Raw genomic sequence first — 20,329 nt, 5'->3', positions numbered from 1 at the left:
CTCGTTCAAGCCGCTTCGCGGAAGCGATATCCTACGCCATAAAGCGTTTCAATCATATCGAAGTCGCCATCGACCAGTTTGAACTTCTTGCGAAGACGCTTGATGTGGCTGTCGATGGTGCGGTCGTCCACATAGACCTGCTCGTCATAAGCGGCATCCATCAGCGCGTCGCGGCTTTTCACGACACCTGGACGTTGTGCCAGCGAATGCAGGATGAGGAATTCGGTTACCGTCAGTGTTACCGGTTCGCCCTTCCAGGTGCAGGTATGCCGTTCCTGATCCATGGCGAGCTGCCCGCGCTCGAGTGTGCGCGCCTGTTGGTCTGCCGTCGGCTTCAGAACGTTGCCGGTTGCGGCGGATGCTTCGCGGCTGCTGGCGCGGCGCAGGATGGCTTTGACGCGTTCCACCAGAAGGCGTTGCGAGAACGGCTTGGTGATGAAGTCGTCCGCGCCCATCTTCAGGCCGAACAATTCGTCGATCTCTTCATCCTTCGAGGTGAGGAAGATGACCGGCAGATCCGACTTCTGGCGAAGGCGCCGCAAAAGCTCCATGCCATCCATGCGGGGCATCTTAATATCGAAAATGGCGAGCTGCGGCGGACGGGCGATCAACCCGTCAAGCGCGGAAGCGCCGTCCGTATACGTTTCGACCCGGTAGCCTTCGGCTTCGAGCGCGATCGATACCGAAGTGAGAATATTCCGGTCATCGTCGACAAGCGCGATCGTCTGCATGTAGTTGGTCTCCATCGTCATTTTCTCGTAACTCCCGACATTCACCCAGCCAGGTTGTGCGCCGCGAGCCACTCTCTTGAGTATAAAGGTGGAACAAATTGTGGCAAAGGAAAACTCACCCCAAAATCGCAAGGATAGGACGGGGAGATTTCGTAGAGACGCCGCAGCTGAATTTTAATGCGTCTTCAACCGATTTAAAAAGAAATAAAATCTTTTAAATCGATTAATATATTGAAATTACTAAGTTTTTTAAACTTCGGCTCTTGCGTTTCCAAGAGGTGCCACGTATTTTCCGTGAAAATTTCAACGGCCTTATCGTCATTAACAAGGAACGCGTCATGACCGAGATTGGGGTTCATAATCCTGCCAACGGAGTTGCAGAACTCGGATTGGGCAAGGCTTCCCGCGTCTTTTATAACCTCAATGAGAGCGAACTATACGAAGAGGCAATCCGCAACGGCGAGGCCGAGCTGACCATCGATGGTGCGCTGCGCGCCGTCACCGGCCAGCACACGGGCCGTTCTCCGAAGGACAAATTCGTCGTGCGCGACGCGTCCACCGAGAACACCATCTGGTGGGACAACAACAAGCCGCTGTCGCCGGAAAACTTCGAGTTGTTGCGCCAGGACATGTTGGCCCATGCCGCCGGAAAGACGCTCTATGTTCAGGACCTGATCGGCGGCGCCGATGAGGAAAATGCGTTGCCGACACGCGTCGTCACCGAGCTCGCCTGGCATTCGCTGTTCATCCGCAATCTGCTGATCCGTCCGAAGCAGGAAAAACTGGCGGGCTTCAAGCAGAAGCTCACCATCATCAACCTGCCGAGCTTCAAGGCAGATCCGGCCCGTCATGGTGTCCGTTCGGAAACAGTCATCGCCTGCGATCTGACCAACGGCCTCGTTCTCATCGGCGGCACGTCTTATGCCGGTGAAAACAAGAAATCGGTCTTCACGGTGCTGAACTACCTGCTGCCGGCCAAGGGTGTCATGCCCATGCATTGCTCGGCCAATGTCGGTCCGCAGGGTGATTCTGCCGTTTTCTTCGGCCTCTCCGGCACCGGCAAGACCACGCTGTCGGCTGATCCGTCGCGCACGCTGATCGGCGATGACGAACATGGCTGGGGCGAACACGGCATCTTCAATTTCGAAGGCGGCTGCTATGCCAAGGCGATCAAGCTTTCGGCGGAAGCCGAGCCGGAAATTTACGCCGCTACCCGCCGTTTCGGCACGGTTCTCGAGAACGTCGTGCTGGACGAAAACCGCGTTCCTGATTTCAACGACAATTCGCTGACGGAAAACACCCGCAGCGCCTATCCGCTGCACTTCATTCCGAATGCATCGGAGACGGGCATTGCCGGCCACCCGAAGACGATCATCATGCTGACGGCTGACGCCTTCGGCGTTCTGCCGCCGATTGCCCGGCTGACACCGGAGCAGGCCATGTACCACTTCCTCTCCGGTTACACCGCCAAGGTCGCCGGCACGGAAAAGGGCGTGACCGAGCCGGAAGCGACATTCTCTACCTGCTTTGGCGCCCCCTTCATGCCGCGCCATCCGGCCGAATATGGCAACCTGCTGCGTGAGCTGATCGGCAAGCACGGTGTGGATTGCTGGCTGGTCAATACCGGCTGGACCGGCGGCGCTTACGGCATTGGCAAGCGTATGCCCATCAAGGCCACCCGCGCGCTTCTGACCGCCGCTCTCACTGGAGATCTGAAGAACGCACAGTTCCGCACCGATGCGAATTTCGGCTTCGCCGTCCCTCAGTCGCTTGAGGGTGTCGACAGCGCGATCCTCGATCCGCGTTCCACCTGGGCCGATGGCGCAGCTTATGACGCGCAAGCGAAGAAGCTGGTGTCGATGTTCGTCACGAACTTCACCAAGTTCGAAGACCACGTCGACAGCAAGGTTCGTGACGCAGCGCCGGGCCTTTTGCTCGCGGCAGAATGAATAAGCCTCGTTTATGAGGAGGAAGGGAACCCGGCCCAAGTGCCGGGTTCCTTTTTGCCGGGTTCTTTCGTTTTGTCCTTGTTTTCATTTTTCACGATCTGTGGCATCACCGGCGCGGAGAGAAAACATGGCCAGCGACCCGCTTCACATCAATAACCGCATCACTATTGCCGGCTGGGAGCTGACGGAGCAATTCGTGCTGGCCGGCGGGCCGGGCGGCCAGAACGTCAACAAGGTTTCGACAGCGGTTCAGCTATTTTTCGACATTGCGAATTCACCCTCCCTTCCGGAAAGGGTGAAGGTCAATGCGTTGCGGCTCGGTGGCAGGCGCGTATCAAAAGAAGGCGTGCTGATGATCGAAGCGAGCCGGTTTCGCAGCCAGGAGCGCAATCGTGAGGATGCGCGCGAGCGCCTGAAGGAACTGATCCTCGAAGCCGCCGCCCCCCCGCCGCCGGTGCGCAAGGCCACCAAACCCACCAAGGGCTCCGTCGAGCGCCGCCTCAAGGCGAAGTCCGGTCGCTCCGATATCAAGAAGATGCGCGGCAAACCTTCGGGCGAATAGGCGACGATCAGACGACGAATCTTTCGCCCTTGTCATAGAGCTTCAAATATCGTCTGGTAAGCCTCCCTACAACCAAGGAGGGTGCTATGGGTCTGTTCAATTTCATCAAGGAAGCGGGAAAGAAGCTTGGTATCGGCGGTGACGACGCCCCTGATGTCGAAGCGGTGAAGAAGGAACTCGCTTCCCACGATCTCGGCACGGACAAGGTTCAGGTCGAGGTTGTGGATGACAAGGTCGTCCTCAAGGGCGAAGTGGCCGATCAGTCGATTTTCGAAAAAGCAGTCATCGCGGTCGGCAACACGCTCGGCATTTCCAAGGTCGAGGCCGGCGAGCTGACTGTGGCCGAAGCGCCGGCAAAGGAACCCGTCTTCTACACCGTCAAGAAGGGTGACAACCTCTGGAAGATTGCGGAAGCCCAATATGGCAAGGCCAATGGTGCGAAGAACAATATCATCTTCGAAGCCAACAAGCCGATGCTGACCCATCCCGACAAGATTTACCCCGGCCAGGTGCTGCGCATTCCAGACCTTGCCTGATAACGCCTTGTAATCGCTGCGACAGAGATGCCGCCTTCGCGGCATCTTTCACAATTTGCGAAGCGCGACCGTGTCGATCAGGTGGTTTTTGCCCTTGCGCAAAATAAGGTCGGCGCGCGGGCGGGTCGGCACGATGTTCTGCCGCAGGTTCTTCAGGTTGATGTTCTGCCAGAGGCCTTCAGCAATGCTGAGCGCCGCTTCTTCGCTGATCGAGGCATAACGGTTGAAGAATGAATTAGGATCGCGGAAGGCGGTTTTTCTCAGATTCATGAACCGGTTCACATACCAGTTGTGAATAAGGCCTTCATCAGCGTCGATATAGATCGAGAAATCGAAGAAGTCGGAAACGATCGGCACGATCCTCCCGCCTGCCGGCAGGTCGCGCGATTGCAGCACGTTGATGCCTTCGAAGATGAGAATATCCGGCTGGTCGATGACAGTGAACTCGTTCGGCAGAACGTCATAGGTCAGGTGCGAATAACGCGGCGCCTTGACATTGGGCTGGCCCGCCTTGATGGCCGACAGGAAACGCAGGAGCGCGCCGATATCGTAGCTCTCCGGGAAGCCTTTGCGCTCCATCAGATTCTCGCGCCGCAATACCTCGTTCGGATAGAGAAATCCGTCAGTGGTGATGAGGTCGACCTTGGGACTGGAAGGCCAGCGCGCCAGAAGCTCTTTCAGAATACGTGCCGTCGTGGATTTGCCAACGGCAACGGAGCCGGCGATGCCGATGACGAAGGGCGTCTTGTTGACGTCAGCCATGTTGAGGAAGCGGTTGCGTTGCTCGAACAACAGCTGCGATGCTTCCACATGGGAAGACAGCAGGCGCGACAGAGACAGGTAGATGCGCCGCACCTCATCCAGATCGATCGGATCATCCAGCGAACGCAGCCGTTTGACCTCGTCGGCAGAAAGCGTCAATGGCGTGTCGGCACGAAACTTCGACCATTCTTCCGAACTGAAGAAGTGGTAGGGCGAATATTCATCCGGTCGGAAATGATCGAGTGTGCTCGGCATGCCTCTCTCCCCGCTGCCTGCCTCGATCTTCATGATGTCGGCCTCGCTGCCTTTTCCGCAAGACCGGTTTGCCCGGTCCTGCGCTCCAGCTCGGCGAAAACCTCATTCAGCGGGATGTCGGCGATCTTCAAAACCACCAGCAGATGGTAAAGCAGGTCCGCCGCTTCGTTCTTCAGCCCGTCGCGGTCTTTTGCGATGGCCGCAATGACGGCTTCCACGGCTTCTTCGCCGAGTTTCTTCGCCGCACGCTCCTGGCCGGCCGCAACCAGCTTGGCCGTCCAGGATTCGTCAGGAGAGGCAGCGGCGCGGGTTGCGACGATGCGCTCCAGATCGGAAAGGGAAAATGCGCTCATGGGGGAATCCTGCAATCAGTCGAGACGCATGGCGATGCCATGCTCGGCCATGTAGTTCTTGGCTTCACCGATCGAATAAGTGCCGAAGTGGAAGATCGAAGCGGCAAGCACCGCAGTCGCATGGCCATCCCGAACCCCTGCCACCAGATCGTCCAGTGTGCCGACGCCCCCCGAAGCGATGACGGGGACTCGAACCTGATCGGCAATGCTGCGCGTCAGGCCGATATCGTAACCGCTCTTTGTGCCGTCGCGGTCCATCGATGTGACGAGCAATTCGCCAGCGCCGCGTTCGACCATCCTGATGGCGAATTCCACGGCGTCGATACCCGTCGGCTGGCGGCCGCCATGGGTGAAGATTTCCCAGCGGCCTTCTTCTCCATCCTTCGAAACCCGCTTGGCGTCGATGGAAACGACGATGCACTGGTTGCCGAACTTGTCGGCCGCCTGCGCCACGAAGTCGGGATCCTTGACCGCTGCGGAATTGATCGAAACCTTGTCGGCCCCGCACAGAAGCAGCTTGCGGATGTCGGCGACGGCGCGAACGCCGCCACCGACGGTCAGTGGCATGAAGCAATGATCGGCCGTGCGCGAAACCACATCGAATATCGTGTCGCGATTATCCGAAGAGGCGGTAATGTCCAGGAAGCAGAGTTCGTCCGCGCCTGCCGCATCATAGGCTTTCGCCGCCTCGACCGGGTCGCCGGCGTCGATCAGATCGACGAAGTTCACGCCCTTGACGACACGGCCGTCTTTCACATCCAGGCAGGGAATAACGCGGGCTTTTAGGGTCATACGCGTACCTCCCTTGCGGCCTTGATGAGGGCGAGCGCCTCCGCCGGATCGATACGGCCGTCATAAAGCGCGCGGCCGGAAATCGCGCCTTCGAGCTTTGCCGCATCCGGCTGCAACATGCGCTTGATGTCGTCGATGGAGGCAAGACCACCGGACGCGATGACCGGGATGGAGACGGCGTCGGCCAGTTCCAGCGTCGAGGCCCAATTTATACCGGCCAGAATGCCGTCACGATCGATATCGGTGTAGATGATGGCCGCGACGCCGGCACCTTCGAAACGTTTGGCAAGCTCGATCACGCCGAGTTCGGAGGCTTCCGCCCAGCCTTCCACCGCAACCTTGCCGCCCTTGGCATCGATACCGACGGCGACCTGGTCGGGAAAACGCTTGCAGGCTTCAATGACCAGAACCGGATCGCGCACCGCCACGGTGCCGAGAATGACGCGAGCAAGCCCACGGCTCAGCCAGGCCTCGATATGATCGAGCGTGCGGATGCCGCCGCCCAGCTGCACCGGGTTTTTCGTCGCCTTCAGAATGGCATCAACCGCCGCGCCATTGACCGTCTGGCCGGCGAACGCACCGTTGAGATCAACGACATGCAGCCATTCAAAGCCTTGATCCTCGAAAGCTTTCGCCTGTGCGCCGGGGTCGGTATTATAGACGGTGGCCTGGTCCATATCGCCGAGTTTCAGGCGAACGCACTGGCCGTCTTTAAGGTCGATTGCGGGAAAAAGAATCATGTCAGGGCTTCCAGCGCAGGAAATTGGAAATCAGGGCAAGGCCGAGCGTCTGGCTTTTTTCCGGGTGGAACTGCGCGCCGGCCATATTGTCGCGACCGACGAAAGCCGTCATCGCGCCACCGTAATTTGTGGTGGCGATGACATCCGTCGAGTGCTTGGCCGCCAGATGATAGGAATGCACGAAATAGGCGTGCAAGCCATCCGCGCCGGTCTTGATGCCGTCGAACAGGGGGTGGGCGTGGCGGATTTCCAGCGTGTTCCAGCCGATCTGCGGAATCTTCAGGTTCTTATCGGCAGGCGTCATTTCCACGACGTCACCCTCGATCCAGCCGAGCCCGGTGCTAACAGTCTTTTCCAGCCCGCGGGATGACATGAGCTGCATTCCGACGCAGATGCCGAGGAAGGGATGCGCCTTTTTCTCGACGGCTTCAAGGAGCGCCTCATGCATTCCGGGAACGGCATCCAGACCGGCGCGGCAGTCGGCATAAGCACCGACACCAGGCAGCACGATGCGGTCCGCCGAGGCGACGTGATCCGGCTTGTCGGTCAAATCGATGGTTGCGTTGATGCCGGCTTCACGCGCGGCACGCTCGAAAGCTTTGGTGGCCGAACGCAGGTTGCCCGAGCCGTAGTCGATGATCGCGACACGCATGTCAGCGCCTTCCATTCAAGTCGAAAAGAAACGATCCGGCGGGATCGTTGACGAAGTTTTTGCCGCCGCTCTTTTGCGGCGAAGGGGTCCAGACCGGGTGCGACAGCTGTTCTTCCGCGTCAGCGTTTTCGGAGAGACCGGAGAAATATATGTCTTCGGCGCTCGAAAGATCAGGGGCGGAAACGACTGACTTCAGCGTCCAACCTTTGCGGATCAGGTGCCGGACGAGAAAATTGCGTCCCTCCAGCGCTGTTATGAGCCCAATCGTGAAACCAACAAGAATTCCGGCAGGTTCGAATCCGGCTAACATCGAGACTTGTCCGGCCGCAACGAGTGCGATGACAACGATAGCCGTCCCCAGCCACAGCCGGTTGATCGCAAGCCATAACCATGGCGCAAAGAGAGCCAGCCAGACGAAACGATCGGCAATGAATCGGGTCGTCTTGTGGTCCCTGTCCGGCCCGTTGGGGGCTTCCAGAACGAGATAGCTTGTCATGGGCTTCCTGACAGCTTTGGCGTCAGGCCAGCATGCCCTTTGTTGAGGGAACGCGGCCTGCCTGCCGGGGGTCGATCTCGGTTGCCGTGCGAAGAACGCGGGCAACGGCCTTGAAGCATGTTTCGGCGATATGATGGTTGTTGGCGCCGTAATGGTTCAGGATATGCAGCGTGATGCCGGCATTCTGGGCGAGCGCCTGAAAGAATTCGCGCACCAGTTCCGTGTCGAAGGTGCCGATCTTTGGCGCGGAAAAATTGACGTTCCAGACGAGGAACGGCCGGCCGGAAATATCGACGGCGGCCTTGGTCATCGTCTCGTCCATGGCAAGGTCGAGCGAGGCGTAGCGGGTAATACCGCGCCGCTCGCCAAGCGCCTTCGCGATCGCCTGGCCAATGGCGATGCCAGTATCTTCCACGGTGTGATGATCATCGATGTGCAGGTCGCCCTGAACCTCGATCTCCATGTCGATCAGCGAATGGCGGCTCAGCTGGTCCAGCATATGGTCGAAAAATCCCACGCCGGTGGAAATTTTCGATTTGCCGGTGCCGTCGATATCCACACGCACCGAAACCGAAGTTTCGTTGGTCTTGCGGATAATCTCGCCTTTACGTTCTGCCATTTTGGCCGCTCCGTGAAAATGTCGCCGTTCCTTATCAGCACGGGACACAAATATCCAGTTGTTCCATCGTATTGGCTGACCTGCGGAAAACCCGGTGTGATCCCGATGATTGCAATCGCAAAAACCAGACTTACATAGAACCCGAAAAGGGCCGCAACCCGGCCCGTTAACTCCAGGCCCGGCAGGGCAGACAGGTGTTTGATGACAACAATCATTACAGTCAGAAAGGGCGGCAAGGTCGTCATGGCTGGCGACGGGCAGGTGAGCCTCGGCCAGACCGTCATGAAGGGCAACGCCCGCAAGGTTCGCCGCATCGGCAAGGGTGAAGTGATTGCCGGTTTCGCAGGCGCGACGGCCGATGCTTTTACTTTGCTTGACCGCCTCGAGAAGAAACTCGAGCAATATCCCGGCCAGCTCATGCGCGCCGCCGTGGAACTCGCAAAAGACTGGCGCACGGATAAATATCTGCGCAATCTCGAAGCGATGATGCTGGTCGCCGATAAATCCACCACGCTTGCCATTACCGGCAATGGCGATGTGCTGGAGCCCGAGCACGGCGCAATCGCCATCGGTTCCGGGGGCAATTATGCTTTCGCTGCCGCCCGCGCCATGATGGATACCGACAAGTCGGCCGAAGACGTGGCCCGGCAGGCGCTCGATATCGCCGCCGATATCTGCGTTTATACCAATCACAATCTCGTCGTGGAAACGCTCGACGCCGAGTAAGCGTATTTCTCACCAATGGGTCCTGTGGGCCGGGCCGAATGGCCGGCCGGAACAGGAAAGCCGAGAGGACAGAATGACCACTTTTTCTCCCCGGGAAATCGTCTCGGAACTGGACCGCCACATCATCGGTCAGCACGATGCAAAACGGGCGGTCGCGATTGCGCTGCGCAATCGCTGGCGTCGCCAGCAGCTCGATGAGAGCCTGCGCGACGAAGTCATGCCGAAAAATATTCTCATGATCGGGCCGACCGGTGTCGGCAAGACGGAAATCTCGCGCCGCCTCGCCAAGTTGGCCGGCGCGCCTTTCATCAAGGTTGAAGCCACCAAGTTCACCGAAGTCGGTTATGTGGGCCGCGATGTCGAGCAGATCATTCGTGACCTTGTAGAGATTGGTATCGGCCTCGTGCGCGAAAAGAAGCGCGCCGAAGTGCAGGCCAAGGCGCATCAGAGCGCGGAAGAGCGCGTGCTCGACGCGTTGGTCGGCTCAACCGCGTCACCAGGCACGCGCGAGAGCTTCCGCAAGAAGCTGCGCGATGGTGAATTGGACGACAAGGAAATTGACATCGAGGTGGCCGATAGCGGATCGGGCATGCCCGGTTTCGAAATCCCGGGCATGCCGGGCGCCAATATTGGCGTGCTCAACTTGTCGGAAATGTTCGGCAAGGCCATGGGCGGACGCACCAAGAAGGTGCGCACGACGGTGTCGAAATCCTATGCCGACCTTATCCGCGACGAATCCGACAAGCTGCTGGACAATGAGATGATCCAGCGCGAAGCGGTCAAGTCGGTGGAAAATGACGGCATCGTCTTCCTTGACGAGATCGACAAGATTGCGGCCCGCGATGGCGGCATGGGCGCCGGCGTCTCGCGCGAAGGCGTGCAGCGCGACCTGCTGCCGCTCGTCGAAGGCACGACGGTTTCGACCAAATATGGGCCGGTCAAGACCGACCATATCCTGTTCATCGCATCGGGCGCCTTCCATGTGGCGAAGCCGTCGGATCTCCTGCCTGAGCTTCAGGGCCGCCTGCCGATCCGCGTTGAGCTGAAGCCACTGACGAGGGAAGATTTCCGCCGTATCCTGACGGAGACGGAAGCAAGCCTCATCCGCCAGTACAAGGCGCTGATGGCGACGGAAGAACTGGATCTCGACTTCACCGACGACGCCATCGATGCTCTGGCTGATGTGGCCGTTCATCTCAACTCGTCGGTCGAAAATATCGGTGCCCGCCGTCTGCAGACGGTAATGGAGCGTGTTTTGGACGAAATTTCCTTCAACGCGCCGGATCGTGGCGGTTCCGCCGTCAAGATCGACCAGGAATATGTCCGTAAACATGTCGGCGACCTCGCCGCCGATACGGACCTCTCGCGCTATATTCTCTGAAGACTTCAGGGATCGAGGAAAGAAGAGTGCGGCCATATTTGCCGCACTCTTTTATTTTATCTGCCTCATCTCGCATTCAGCCCGCATTTTGTTTATGGGAAGGGCTGCATTCCGATTGGAACCGTTTTAGTGGAATGATCAGGTTTTCCAGCACCTTTCGCTGGCAGAAGCCGCAGGCTTGAGAAAAGGCATTCGCTCGTGCGCAAAACTCTTCTGGCATTTGCCGCTGCTTTGACGTTCACCGTCACCGCGTCTTCTTATGTGGAGGCCGCAACGGTCGTGCCGCCGGGCAATCGCAATGCCGAGCAACCGGGCGTTCCCGGTGCTTCCGCAAAAAGAACCAAGGCGTCCAACACGTCTTTTGAGCGCAAATACCAGAAGGTCATCGATCTTTTGTCTTCTGACAAGGCGCTGATCGCCAAGATCAAGTCGACGGCCGGGCGTTACGGGATTGATCCGATCCATATGATCGGCGCGATCGTTGGCGAACACACTTATAATGTCGATGCCTATGACCGGCTGCAGTCTTATTACGTCAAGGCAGCTTCTTACGCGGGTAGCAGCTTCCGTTTCGGCTATAAGGATGAAACGATTGCGCAGTTTCTGACGCATTCGCAATTTTCCAAATGCCAGTCGAAGAAGGATTCTTACAGTCTCTGGAACTGCCGGGAAGATGTATGGGATGACAGTTTCCGCGGCAAGACCGTCGATGGCGTGACCTATCCGAACAACCGTTTCAGTGCTGTGTTCTTCCAGCCCTTTTATGCCGGCCAGACCTTCGGCCTCGGCCAAATAAATCCGCTGACGGCGCTGATGCTGTCCGACATGGTGGCGAGAACGTCGGGTTATGAGAAGCTGGACGAGAACGACGCCACCGCGGTCTACACCGCCATCATGGACCCCGACCGCTCGCTGGCTTTCATGGCGGCCTCTATCCGCAGATCGATCGATGATTACCGGTCGATTGCCGATATGGACATTTCGAAGAATCCGGGCGTGACCTCCACGCTTTATAATGTCGGTGGGTCGCAACAGCGCGCTGCCATTCTGGCCCAAAAGAACCGCCAGCGCGCCGCAGGCGGGGAACAGCCACTGTTGCCGGAGGAAAATTATTACGGCTGGCTGGTGAATGACCGCATCAAGGATCTCCAGGCGCTTTTGTAGAAAACGGCGACTATCGGCTGCATTGTTTCCAAAAAGGAAATAATATTTGGCTGGCTGCCGCAATTGACGAGCGCCCGCCTCCGCGTCCAATCTGTGTTTCCAGAATAGAGGAGGCGCATGTGAGCCGCACGAATAAATTCGGCCTTTCCATCGATGACAGGCTTTATGCCTTTTTGACTGAAGATGTCCTGCCGGGCACGGGTCTAAACAGCGAGGCGTTCTTCGAAGGCTTTTCGGCCATTGTTCACGAGCTTTCTCCGAAGAACCGTGAACTGCTCGCCAAGCGCGATGCGTTGCAGGAAAAAATCGACGGCTGGTACCGAGAGAACGGTGCCCCCTCGGATTTCGATGTATACGAGGCATTCCTGAGGGAAATCGGATACCTTTTGCCGGAAGGTCCTGATTTCAAGGTGGAAACCAGCAACGTCGATCCGGAAATTGCTGCCGTCGCCGGTCCGCAGCTCGTTGTTCCCGTCATGAATGCCCGTTATGCGCTGAACGCCGCCAATGCCCGTTGGGGTTCGCTTTACGATGCACTTTACGGCACGGATGCCATTTCCGATGCCGATGGTGCCGAGAAGGGCAGGGCCTATAACCCGAAGCGCGGTGAAAAGGTCATCGCCTGGGCGCGCAACTTCCTCGATGAAACCGCTCCGCTTTTGAGCGGCAGCTGGTCTGATGTCATCGGTTTCGAGATCGTCGATGGGCTGCTGCAGCTTGTTGCCAGCAATGGCGGGACCGGTCTCAAGGACGAAACGCAATTCAAGGGTTTCACCGGGGAAGCGGCAAAGCCCGCGACGATCCTGCTCGGCAAGAACGGTCTGCATACCGAAATCGTGATCGATCCCTCGACCGAAATCGGCAAGGGCGACAGGGCGGGCATCTCTGATGTCATTCTTGAATCCGCCCTGACGACCATCATGGATTGCGAAGATTCGGTTGCCGCCGTCGATGCCGAGGACAAGGTTCTGGTCTACGGTAACTGGCTCGGCCTGATGCGTGGAGACCTGACGGAAGAGGTCTCGAAGGGTGGCCACACTTTCACACGCCGCCTCAACCCGGATCGCTATTATACAGCGCCCAATGGCTCCGCGCTGACGCTGCCGGGCCGGTCGCTGATGCTGGTGCGCAATGTCGGTCATCTCATGACCAATCCGGCAATCCTTGACCGGGATGGGCGTGAAGTACCCGAGGGCATCATGGATGCCGTCGTCACGGCGCTCATTGCACTCTATGACGTCGGCCCTTCCGGGCGACGCCAGAATTCTCGGGCCGGCTCCATGTATGTGGTGAAGCCGAAGATGCATGGGCCGGAAGAAGTGGCCTTCGCCAACGAGATTTTCACGCGGGTCGAAGAGCTTGTCGGCATGCAGCCAAACACCATGAAGATGGGCATCATGGATGAGGAGCGCCGCACCACTGTTAACCTCAAGGAAAGCATTCGCGCAGCGAAGGATCGTGTGGTCTTCATCAATACAGGCTTCCTCGACCGTACCGGCGACGAAATCCATACCTCCATGGAAGCGGGTCCGATGATCCGCAAGGGCGACATGAAGCAGGCCGCCTGGATCGCCGCTTATGAAAACTGGAACGTCGATATCGGGCTAGAATGCGGTCTTTCCGGCCATGCGCAGATCGGCAAAGGCATGTGGGCCATGCCCGACCTGATGGCGGCGATGTTGGAGCAGAAGATTGCGCATCCGAAGGCCGGCGCCAACACCGCATGGGTGCCGTCGCCGACCGCTGCGACGCTGCATGCCACGCATTATCACAAGGTCGATGTCGCCGCTGTTCAGCAAGAGCTGAAAAGCCGCGGCCGTGCGAAGCTTTCCGACATTCTGTCAGTGCCGGTTGCGCCGCGTCCCAACTGGACGCCGGAAGAAATCCAGCGTGAACTCGACAACAATGCGCAGGGTATTCTAGGCTATGTCGTGCGCTGGGTCGATCAGGGTGTCGGATGCTCCAAGGTACCAGACATCAACAATATCGGTCTGATGGAGGATCGCGCGACGCTTCGCATTTCAGCGCAGCACATGGCGAACTGGCTGCGCCACGGCGTCGTGACAGAGGCGCAGATCGTCGAGACCATGAAGCGCATGGCGGCTGTGGTCGACGCGCAGAATGCAGGCGATCCGGCCTATCTGCCGATGGCGTCTGACTTTGAAGGATCGGTAGCCTTTCAGGCTGCTGTCGAACTGGTGTTGAAGGGCCGGGAGCAACCGAACGGCTACACTGAACCGGTCCTGCACCGCCGCCGCCTCGAGCTGAAGGCAAAGCAGGCGGCGTAATCTCCGCCCTTTTCACCAGTAAAAAAGCCGCCGGGACGTTTCCCGGCGGCTTTTTCTTGATCTGCTGTTGCGGCCCTTACTGGATCACGACGACCTTGGTGCTGCGGCCTGGGCGGACGCGGCTGTAAAGATCGATCACATCCTGGTTGATCATGCGGATGCAGCCGGAAGAAGCGGCGGTGCCGATCGAGGCCCATTCGGGCGAACCGTGGATACGGAACAGCGTATCCTGTCCCTTTTCGTTAAAGAGATACATGGCGCGCGCGCCGAGCGGGTTGGAAAGGCCGGGGCCCATGCCGGCCTCGACATATTTCGCCACTTCCGGCTTGCGGTCTGCCATTTCCTTTGGCGGATGCCACATCGGCCATTCCTGCTTCCAGGCCACATAGGCTTCACCGGCCCAGGCGAAACCAGCCTTGCCGACGCCGATGCCGTAACGCACGGCGCGGTTGCCGGAGAGGATATAATAAAGGAAACGATCGCGCGTATTGACGATGATCGTGCCGGGACGCTCGTTGGTCTGGAACTCGACGATCTGGCGACGGTACTTCTCATTCACACGGTTGATCGGAATGGCCGGCAGCGCATAGCCCGCATCGGTCACCGGACCATAAACATCATTGAAGATCTGCACCGTCTCGACTTTCGCCGGAACGGGATCAGCAACCGGTACGGAGGCTGCGATCTTGCCTGATGTTGGAGTGGCGGATTGGGAGGTAGTTTCGGCGCAGCCGGCCAGTGCCAGTGCTGCCGTCAGACCGAGTATGGTCAATGGGGTACGGATGCGCATGTCGTTCTCGCGGAAAATTCGCCAAATTGTGCGAAGGAGTAGGCTTAATAGGATAAATCGGTTATTTTCCATTCAGCCGCTCTTGGCAAGCCGTTGTGCAGCCGCGAAACGGCACCGCATTTAAAATTGCCGGTTGATTGCCTTTTTTGCAACAATAGGCCAAACGCTTCAGCAGCCTTTATCCATGACTATTCTTTCCGTTACCAACAATAATCCGTTAATCGACGGCCGCCAGTCGGACAAGGCGATGCTGGTGCGCCGCGGCGTGCAGGTGCTCTTGCACGAAATGCGCCACTCGGTCTTGCCGGAACTGCCGCTTGCAAGCGGGCGAAGGGCAGATCTCATCAGCCTGTCGGTCAAGGGTGAAATCTGGATCATCGAGATCAAATCCTCGATCGAGGATTTCCGCGTCGATCGCAAATGGCCGGAATACCGCCTGCATTGCGATCGATTGTTTTTTGCCACCCATCCGGAAGTTCCAACCGATATATTCCCGGAGGAATGCGGATTGATACTGTCGGATGGGTATGGCGCTCACATGCTTCGCGACGCGCCGGAACATAAATTGCCGCCGGCGACCCGCAAATCTGTCATGCTGGATTTTTCCAGAACCGCTGCGACCCGGCTTATGCTGGCGGAATGGACCACCGGGCGCAGCTTTGGCGAATAGGCGCTTATTTGGGCGCGCGCTTCGCGAGAATACGCTGCAGCGTCCTTCGGTGCATGTTCAGTCGCCGCGCCGTTTCCGAGACGTTGCGCTCGCACATTTCATAAACGCGCTGAATGTGCTCCCACCGAACCCGGTCGGCTGACATCGGGTTTTCGGGCACTTCCGTCTTTTCACCCTTGCGCTGCGTCAGGGCGTTGAACACGTCGTCGGCATCGGCAGGCTTGGCCAGATAGTCCAGCGCCCCCAGCTTTACGGCGGTAACAGCGGTGGCGATATTGCCGTAGCCGGTCAGAACGACGATCTGCGTGTCGTCGCGGTTCTGCCTGATGGCTTCGATCACCTCCAGCCCGTTGCCATCCGCAAGCCGCAGATCGACAACCGCATATTTCGGCGGCGCAGCCTTGGAACGCGCGATGCCTTCGCTCACGGTCTCGGCAGTGTCGACAATAAAGCCACGTGTCTCCATGGCCCGGGCAAGCCGCCGCAGGAAAGGGCCATCGTCATCAACGATCAGCAGAGATTTGTCAGGTCCGATAGGATCGATATCGTCCGCCGGCGCGCTTTTGGATGAGGTCTGGTCTTCTGTCTTCATGTCTCCGGCCTTCCGGCAACGTCATCGGCTTATCTTGTTCTTATTGCCGCTTCAGCGTGAATGGTAAAGTCAACGGCTTCTTTTATCCTCCATGAGCGCCCGAGGCCAGACGATTGTGACCCGCGCGCCGGTTCCGGTTGTGCCGCGATTTTCGAACGCGACGGTGGCGCCGGAGCGCTCCAGCAAGGTCTTGGCGATAAAGAGCCCGAGCCCGAGCCCACCTGCACGTGTGTCATTGTGACGTTCGGTCACATAGGGCTCGCCGATACGGGCAAGCACGTCATGGGCATAACCTGGCCCATCGTCTTCAATGATGACTGCAACGTTCTGATGATCGTAATCCACCGTTACGGTGACTTTTTCGCGCGCATAATCCACGCCATTTTCAATGAGGTTGCCAAGGCCGTAGATGATGCCGGCATTGCGGATTCCGACCGGCTCGTCGGCGCGATTGTTCTTTTCAACCAGTTCCAGACGAATGCCGAATTCGCGATGCGGCGCCATTACCTCCTCGATCAGCGATGAAAGCGGCAGGCGGCGCATGTGCTCCTCATTGTCGGCGGACAGGGAGGTGAGACGACGCAGAATGTCGCGGCATCTTTCGCTCTGGCTGCGCAGCAGCGCTATGTCCTCGCCATATTTCTCATCATCCCCAAGTTCCCGCTCCATCTCCTTGGCGACGACGCTGATGGTCGCAAGGGGCGTACCCAGCTCGTGCGCTGCGGCGGCCGCCAGGCCGTCGAGCTGTGAAAGATGTTTTTCCCGTTCCAGCACCAGTTCGGTCGCAGCCAGCGCATCCGCGAGCTGATTGGCTTCGTGGGAAACGCGATAGGCATAAAAAGCTGCGAAAGACGTGGTGGCAATGATCGCCACCCAGGTGCCGACATGCAGCAGAAGCTGGATCGGCAAGACCTCACCCGGATACCAGGGAACCGGAAAGGGCGAAAAGGCGATCGCCGTCGAGCAGATGACGGCAAAGCCGAGGAGAATGAGGGAATGCCGCAACGGTTGGGAGGCAAAGGCAATGATGACCTGCACGCAGATCAGCGGCGCGAAAGGATTGGAAAGTCCGCCTGTGATATAGATCAGCGCCGTCAATTGCAAAAGGTCAAAGGCCAGCAGCAATGTCGCTTCCCACGGCTCCAGCCGGTAGGTGGAGGGAAAACGGGCGGTGAGAAAAAGGTTGGCGAGCGCCAGCGCCGCGATCAAAAGGCCGCAGGCCAAAAGTGGCAGCGGAAAATTCAGCCCGAAGGCGACAAGCAGGATCGTCGCCGTCTGTCCCGCAACCGCCAGCCAGCGAAGCCACACAATGGTCTGCAACCTTATCCTGCGGCTGGCGCGGCCAAGCCTGGTGGTTTCGATCGGATGGCCAGCCACCTTCGTCTCCTTTACCCTTGTCATCATCACGTTCCGCGCGGTTTCGCACGGCTGGTCGGCAGGGCATCGGCGGGATCCTCCGGCCACGGATGACGCGGATAGCGACCACGCATATCTGCCCGCACGTCCTTCCACGATCCCGCCCAGAAGCCGGGAAGATCACGCGTCGTCTGTATCGGCCTGTGCGCCGGCGACGTCAATTCCAGGAGCAGCGGCAACCGCCCCTGCGCAATGGCCGGGTGCGCCTTCAGCCCGAAAAGCTCCTGCACGCGAATGGAAAGCGTCGGCTCGCTGGCGTCATAGCGGATGGGATGCCGCTGGCCCGTCGGCGCTTCGAAATGGGTCGGCGCCAGCCTGCCGAGATCTCGGGCGACCTCATGTGGCACCAGGGACAGAATCCCTTCGGAAAGACTGCCGGGCCGGATGTCCTGAAGGCTCCGGACGCCATGCTGAAAAGGGATGAACCATTCGTCCAGCCGCGAAAGCAACGCCTCGTCGCTGACATCCGGCCAGGGCTCTCCGATGCTGGCATTCAGAAATCCGATCCGATCGCGCAATTGCGCGGTCTCTTTCGAAAAAGGAAGTATGCCGATGCCGAAATCCCGAACGCCGTTGGCGAGCGCTTGCGCTGCCTGCTCACCGTCGGGACGGGGCAGGGGCGTTTCGTCCAGAATGATGGCGCCCAGACGCACTACCCGACGCGCCCGCGCCTGTCCGCTCGCCTTGTCGAACAGCAGCTGATCCTGCTGAACGATAAGATGTGGCATACGCTCTTCTATATCGGCCCTGTCGATGCCGGCCGCCGCAAGGATGCGCGGCTGCGCGGCTCGTCCCGTAATGTCAGCGACAACAAGCATTCGGCTCGCCGCCAGCCGCTCCGTTTCAGCCAGTTCAGCCCCGCGGCCATTCGCCATGACATACCGGCCGCGCGCGCCGCGCTGAAGCGCGATCCTGTCCGGATATGCGTGCAGCAGAAGCGGTCCTGCCTCGCTCGGCAGGTCGTTTGCCGCCGGCATATCACCGACTGTGTCGAGAAGGCGGAAAGCCAGCTTGCGCGCCGCCTGCGCCCTTTCACCTCTATCGGCAAGAAAGCGCCGCAGTCTGTCATCGAGATCGATATCATTTCCGCCCAGGCCCTGTTCCGTCAGCATGACCGCAAGCATCGCCGCCTTTTTTCCCGAGCCTTCGCCTGCGGCTGCAATCACCATCGCTGCGAGCCTCGGCGGCAGGGAGAGGCCTCGCATCAGGCGGCCCTGCGGCGTCACTGCGCCGCTTTCATCAAGGGCGCCAAGATTTTTCAGGAGTGCGACCGATTCTTTGAGGGCAGCCTCAGGTGGCGCGTCCAGAAAGGCGAGAGACGAGGGGTCATGAACACCCCAATGGGCAAGATCGAGCGCAAGGCCGGCAAGATCGCTCGCCAAAATTTGCGGCGGCGTAAATGCACTGAGTGCTGCCGTCTGCCCCTGATGCCAGAGGCGAATGGCAACACCGGGCTCGGTTCGGCCGGCGCGGCCGGCGCGCTGATCGGCCGAGGCGCGTGATGCTCGCACGGTCTCAAGCCTGGTGATGCCGGTCGCCGGTTCGAAAACCGGCAACCGCTGCAGACCGCTGTCGACCACGACCCTCACACCATCGATGGTTATCGAGGTCTCCGCTATCGATGTTGCAAGGACAATCTTCCGTCGCCCGGAGGCTGCCGGCTTGATTGCGGCGTCCTGCTCCTTCTGAGAAAGATTGCCGTAAAGCGGGATGATATCCGTATCGTCGGGGAAATGTCCTTCCAGCCTTGCGGCCGTCCGGGTAATTTCCGACTGTCCGGGCAGGAAGGCCAGAATGGACCCCGTTTCCGATGCATGGGCTTCCTTAACCGCCCTTGCCACCTTTTCATCGACCGGCATGCCCTGCCAGCGTTCCTCGTAACGAATGTCGATCGGAAAGGTCCTTCCAAGACTTTGAATGACCGGAGCGCCACCCATAAGCGCACTGATGCGCTCAACGTCGAGAGTTGCGGACATGACGAGGATCCGCAGGTCCTCACGCAAACCGGCCTGGACGTCGAGGGCCAGCGCCAGCCCGAAATCTCCGTCGAGCGAGCGCTCATGAAATTCGTCGAATATCACCGTCGAGACATCGGAAAGCTCGGGATCATCCAGAACCATCCGGGCAAATACGCCTTCCGTTACCACCTCGATCCGGGTTTTTGATGAAATACGATTGTCGAGCCGCATGCGGTATCCGACGGTGTCACCGACATCTTCATGCAGGAGATCGGCCATGCGTCCCGCCGCTGCGCGGGCCGCAAGCCGGCGTGGCTCGAGAAGAATGATCTTTCCGTCGCCCCGCCACCTCTGCTGTAGGAGATAAAGCGGCACCAGCGTCGTTTTGCCCGCCCCGGGAGGGGCCGAGAGAACCGCACGTCTCGCCCCCGACAAGGCACCTGCGATTTCCGCGAGAACAGCGCTGACGGGAAGTTCAGGTAAGTCGGTCTTTATTGGCGCTGGTGTTCTGGTCATGCAAAGGAGCCTGGTATTAGGGTAGCATATGAGCGTCTTCTTGTTGTTTTAATGCACGACACGACGGTTTGACAGCCGGCCACGCCGCTTTCGAAGATATGCCACCGGCAAAATGGCGGTCGCCGCGGGAAGGCTCGGACGTTTTAAAAGGCGCAGATGGCCGGTGCGCAGCAAAACGCTCGCGGGATTTGGCGCATTCTGTGGGTTTTCGCATAAATGGCTAATTATCCTAATATATTTCAACAACTTACCAAAAATGTCAGTTTTTTGACGGTAGGTGTGTTGACTTGTTTGAGGTGATGGATTTATAAGTCCGCTCACTGAACGAGGGCGGCGGCGCTGCTGGCGACGAAGTCTTTCGTTCTAAATAAATCAAGGAAT

The 20,329-nt window shown here is 58.7% G+C and carries 20 protein-coding genes; 8 read left to right on the top strand and 12 right to left on the bottom strand.

The genetic code is table 11. The features are described from left to right. Window positions 1–5 precede the first annotated feature (5 nt). Window positions 6–731 (bottom strand): two-component system response regulator ChvI, encoded by a 726-nt coding sequence (gene chvI / locus K7A42_RS09800; RefSeq protein WP_006700117.1) that lies wholly within the window; start codon window positions 729–731, stop codon window positions 6–8. Between the two features lie 338 nt (window positions 732–1,069). Here chvI and K7A42_RS09795 point away from each other — a divergent pair, with 338 nt between their 5' ends. The 3 genes from K7A42_RS09795 to lysM all read left to right on the top strand — a co-directional run bounded on the left by K7A42_RS09795 (window position 1,070) and on the right by lysM (window position 3,778). Further along, window positions 1,070–2,680, top strand: coding sequence for a phosphoenolpyruvate carboxykinase (locus K7A42_RS09795; protein ID WP_035208087.1), 1,611 nt, complete (start codon window positions 1,070–1,072; stop codon window positions 2,678–2,680). Window positions 2,681–2,807: 127 nt separating this feature from the next. After that, window positions 2,808–3,242, top strand: coding sequence for an alternative ribosome rescue aminoacyl-tRNA hydrolase ArfB (arfB, locus tag K7A42_RS09790; RefSeq protein WP_037090022.1), 435 nt, complete (start codon window positions 2,808–2,810; stop codon window positions 3,240–3,242). 86 nt (window positions 3,243–3,328) lie between these two features. Beyond that, complete coding sequence (gene lysM, locus K7A42_RS09785) at window positions 3,329–3,778, top strand: peptidoglycan-binding protein LysM (RefSeq protein ID WP_269347094.1); 450 nt, start codon at window positions 3,329–3,331, stop codon at window positions 3,776–3,778. Window positions 3,779–3,826: 48 nt separating this feature from the next. Here lysM and coaA read toward each other — a convergent pair whose 3' ends face one another. From coaA to hisB, 7 genes are read right to left on the bottom strand one after another with little or no spacing between them, the layout of a single operon-like run. Continuing rightward, a complete protein-coding gene (coaA, locus tag K7A42_RS09780) occupies window positions 3,827–4,828 on the bottom strand; it encodes a type I pantothenate kinase (RefSeq protein WP_004444323.1) in 1,002 nt (333 codons plus the stop codon). After that, complete coding sequence (locus tag K7A42_RS09775; RefSeq protein WP_004444325.1) at window positions 4,825–5,148, bottom strand: phosphoribosyl-ATP diphosphatase; 324 nt, start codon at window positions 5,146–5,148, stop codon at window positions 4,825–4,827. The genes coaA and K7A42_RS09775 overlap by 4 nt, the downstream gene beginning before the upstream one ends. Window positions 5,149–5,163: 15 nt before the next feature. Then, window positions 5,164–5,940, bottom strand: a complete 777-nt coding sequence (gene hisF / locus K7A42_RS09770) for an imidazole glycerol phosphate synthase subunit HisF (protein WP_282455084.1) — start codon at window positions 5,938–5,940, stop codon at window positions 5,164–5,166. Continuing rightward, on the bottom strand, window positions 5,937–6,680 hold the full coding sequence (hisA, locus tag K7A42_RS09765) for a 1-(5-phosphoribosyl)-5-[(5-phosphoribosylamino)methylideneamino]imidazole-4-carboxamide isomerase (RefSeq protein ID WP_282455083.1): 744 nt from the start codon (window positions 6,678–6,680) through the stop codon (window positions 5,937–5,939). The genes hisF and hisA overlap by 4 nt, the downstream gene beginning before the upstream one ends. A gap of 1 nt (window position 6,681) precedes the next feature. Further along, window positions 6,682–7,332, bottom strand: a complete 651-nt coding sequence (gene hisH / locus K7A42_RS09760) for an imidazole glycerol phosphate synthase subunit HisH (RefSeq protein ID WP_004444331.1) — start codon at window positions 7,330–7,332, stop codon at window positions 6,682–6,684. 1 nt (window position 7,333) lies between these two features. Further along, entirely contained in the window at window positions 7,334–7,828 is a 495-nt protein-coding gene (locus K7A42_RS09755) for a DUF2628 domain-containing protein (RefSeq protein ID WP_004444333.1), read from the bottom strand. Between the two features lie 22 nt (window positions 7,829–7,850). Beyond that, complete coding sequence (hisB, locus tag K7A42_RS09750; RefSeq protein WP_022555327.1) at window positions 7,851–8,447, bottom strand: imidazoleglycerol-phosphate dehydratase HisB; 597 nt, start codon at window positions 8,445–8,447, stop codon at window positions 7,851–7,853. Between the two features lie 201 nt (window positions 8,448–8,648). On the opposite strand from hisB, the gene hslV reads away from it, so the two are divergent. The 4 genes from hslV to K7A42_RS09730 all read left to right on the top strand — a co-directional run bounded on the left by hslV (window position 8,649) and on the right by K7A42_RS09730 (window position 14,006). Then, on the top strand, window positions 8,649–9,173 hold the full coding sequence (gene hslV / locus K7A42_RS09745) for an ATP-dependent protease subunit HslV (RefSeq protein WP_004444336.1): 525 nt from the start codon (window positions 8,649–8,651) through the stop codon (window positions 9,171–9,173). Between the two features lie 73 nt (window positions 9,174–9,246). After that, window positions 9,247–10,554 (top strand): ATP-dependent protease ATPase subunit HslU, encoded by a 1,308-nt coding sequence (gene hslU, locus K7A42_RS09740; RefSeq protein WP_004444342.1) that lies wholly within the window; start codon window positions 9,247–9,249, stop codon window positions 10,552–10,554. Between the two features lie 198 nt (window positions 10,555–10,752). Further along, complete coding sequence (locus K7A42_RS09735) at window positions 10,753–11,718, top strand: DUF1402 family protein (protein ID WP_006700124.1); 966 nt, start codon at window positions 10,753–10,755, stop codon at window positions 11,716–11,718. Between the two features lie 119 nt (window positions 11,719–11,837). Further along, the gene (locus tag K7A42_RS09730; protein ID WP_282455082.1) at window positions 11,838–14,006 is read left to right on the top strand and encodes a malate synthase G; all 2,169 of its coding nucleotides are present in this window, start codon (window positions 11,838–11,840) and stop codon (window positions 14,004–14,006) included. A 76-nt stretch (window positions 14,007–14,082) separates the two neighbouring features. Here K7A42_RS09730 and K7A42_RS09725 read toward each other — a convergent pair whose 3' ends face one another. Next, window positions 14,083–14,796 carry a L,D-transpeptidase gene (locus K7A42_RS09725; RefSeq protein ID WP_006700126.1) on the bottom strand — a complete coding sequence of 238 codons (714 nt, stop codon included), beginning with the start codon at window positions 14,794–14,796 and terminating at the stop codon, window positions 14,083–14,085. A gap of 184 nt (window positions 14,797–14,980) precedes the next feature. On the opposite strand from K7A42_RS09725, the gene K7A42_RS09720 reads away from it, so the two are divergent. Further along, window positions 14,981–15,466, top strand: a complete 486-nt coding sequence (locus K7A42_RS09720) for an MmcB family DNA repair protein (RefSeq protein ID WP_004444350.1) — start codon at window positions 14,981–14,983, stop codon at window positions 15,464–15,466. Window positions 15,467–15,470: 4 nt separating this feature from the next. Here the strand turns inward: K7A42_RS09720 and K7A42_RS09715 are convergent, their stop codons facing one another. From K7A42_RS09715 to hrpB, 3 genes are all read right to left on the bottom strand, one after another. Continuing rightward, window positions 15,471–16,058 carry an ActR/PrrA/RegA family redox response regulator transcription factor gene (locus K7A42_RS09715; protein WP_035208068.1) on the bottom strand — a complete coding sequence of 196 codons (588 nt, stop codon included), beginning with the start codon at window positions 16,056–16,058 and terminating at the stop codon, window positions 15,471–15,473. 69 nt (window positions 16,059–16,127) lie between these two features. Next, window positions 16,128–17,435: a two-component system sensor histidine kinase ActS gene (gene actS / locus K7A42_RS09710; protein ID WP_081093539.1), complete on the bottom strand. Its 1,308-nt coding sequence runs from the start codon at window positions 17,433–17,435 to the stop codon at window positions 16,128–16,130. A 26-nt stretch (window positions 17,436–17,461) separates the two neighbouring features. Further along, the gene (gene hrpB / locus K7A42_RS09705) at window positions 17,462–19,948 is read right to left on the bottom strand and encodes an ATP-dependent helicase HrpB (RefSeq protein WP_153776887.1); all 2,487 of its coding nucleotides are present in this window, start codon (window positions 19,946–19,948) and stop codon (window positions 17,462–17,464) included. Between the last annotated feature and the right edge of the window lie 381 nt (window positions 19,949–20,329).

It is taken from the genome of Agrobacterium sp. InxBP2 (assembly GCF_026191755.1).
Taxonomy (GTDB): domain Bacteria; phylum Pseudomonadota; class Alphaproteobacteria; order Rhizobiales; family Rhizobiaceae; genus Agrobacterium; species Agrobacterium pusense.
The sequence above is the reverse complement of the archived record's forward strand: the minus strand, read 5'-3'. Positions and strand labels throughout refer to the sequence as shown.

Excerpts from the sequence above, each read along its gene's own strand:
- chvI (WP_006700117.1), bottom strand. The coding sequence starts at position 731 with ATGCAGACGATCGCGCTTGTCGACGATGACCGGAATATTCTCACTTCG.
- hisA (WP_282455083.1), bottom strand. The coding sequence starts at position 6,680 with ATGATTCTTTTTCCCGCAATCGACCTTAAAGACGGCCAGTGCGTTCGC.
- coaA (WP_004444323.1), bottom strand. The coding sequence starts at position 4,828 with ATGAAGATCGAGGCAGGCAGCGGGGAGAGAGGCATGCCGAGCACACTC.
- K7A42_RS09720 (WP_004444350.1), top strand. The coding sequence starts at position 14,981 with ATGACTATTCTTTCCGTTACCAACAATAATCCGTTAATCGACGGCCGC.
- K7A42_RS09715 (WP_035208068.1), bottom strand. The coding sequence starts at position 16,058 with ATGAAGACAGAAGACCAGACCTCATCCAAAAGCGCGCCGGCGGACGAT.
- hslV (WP_004444336.1), top strand. The coding sequence starts at position 8,649 with ATGACAACAATCATTACAGTCAGAAAGGGCGGCAAGGTCGTCATGGCT.
- hisF (WP_282455084.1), bottom strand. The coding sequence starts at position 5,940 with ATGACCCTAAAAGCCCGCGTTATTCCCTGCCTGGATGTGAAAGACGGC.
- K7A42_RS09795 (WP_035208087.1), top strand. The coding sequence starts at position 1,070 with ATGACCGAGATTGGGGTTCATAATCCTGCCAACGGAGTTGCAGAACTC.
- arfB (WP_037090022.1), top strand. The coding sequence starts at position 2,808 with ATGGCCAGCGACCCGCTTCACATCAATAACCGCATCACTATTGCCGGC.
- hrpB (WP_153776887.1), bottom strand. The coding sequence starts at position 19,948 with ATGACCAGAACACCAGCGCCAATAAAGACCGACTTACCTGAACTTCCC.
- K7A42_RS09755 (WP_004444333.1), bottom strand. The coding sequence starts at position 7,828 with ATGACAAGCTATCTCGTTCTGGAAGCCCCCAACGGGCCGGACAGGGAC.
- hisH (WP_004444331.1), bottom strand. The coding sequence starts at position 7,332 with ATGCGTGTCGCGATCATCGACTACGGCTCGGGCAACCTGCGTTCGGCC.
- hisB (WP_022555327.1), bottom strand. The coding sequence starts at position 8,447 with ATGGCAGAACGTAAAGGCGAGATTATCCGCAAGACCAACGAAACTTCG.
- K7A42_RS09775 (WP_004444325.1), bottom strand. The coding sequence starts at position 5,148 with ATGAGCGCATTTTCCCTTTCCGATCTGGAGCGCATCGTCGCAACCCGC.
- K7A42_RS09725 (WP_006700126.1), bottom strand. The coding sequence starts at position 14,796 with ATGCGCATCCGTACCCCATTGACCATACTCGGTCTGACGGCAGCACTG.
- lysM (WP_269347094.1), top strand. The coding sequence starts at position 3,329 with ATGGGTCTGTTCAATTTCATCAAGGAAGCGGGAAAGAAGCTTGGTATC.
- hslU (WP_004444342.1), top strand. The coding sequence starts at position 9,247 with ATGACCACTTTTTCTCCCCGGGAAATCGTCTCGGAACTGGACCGCCAC.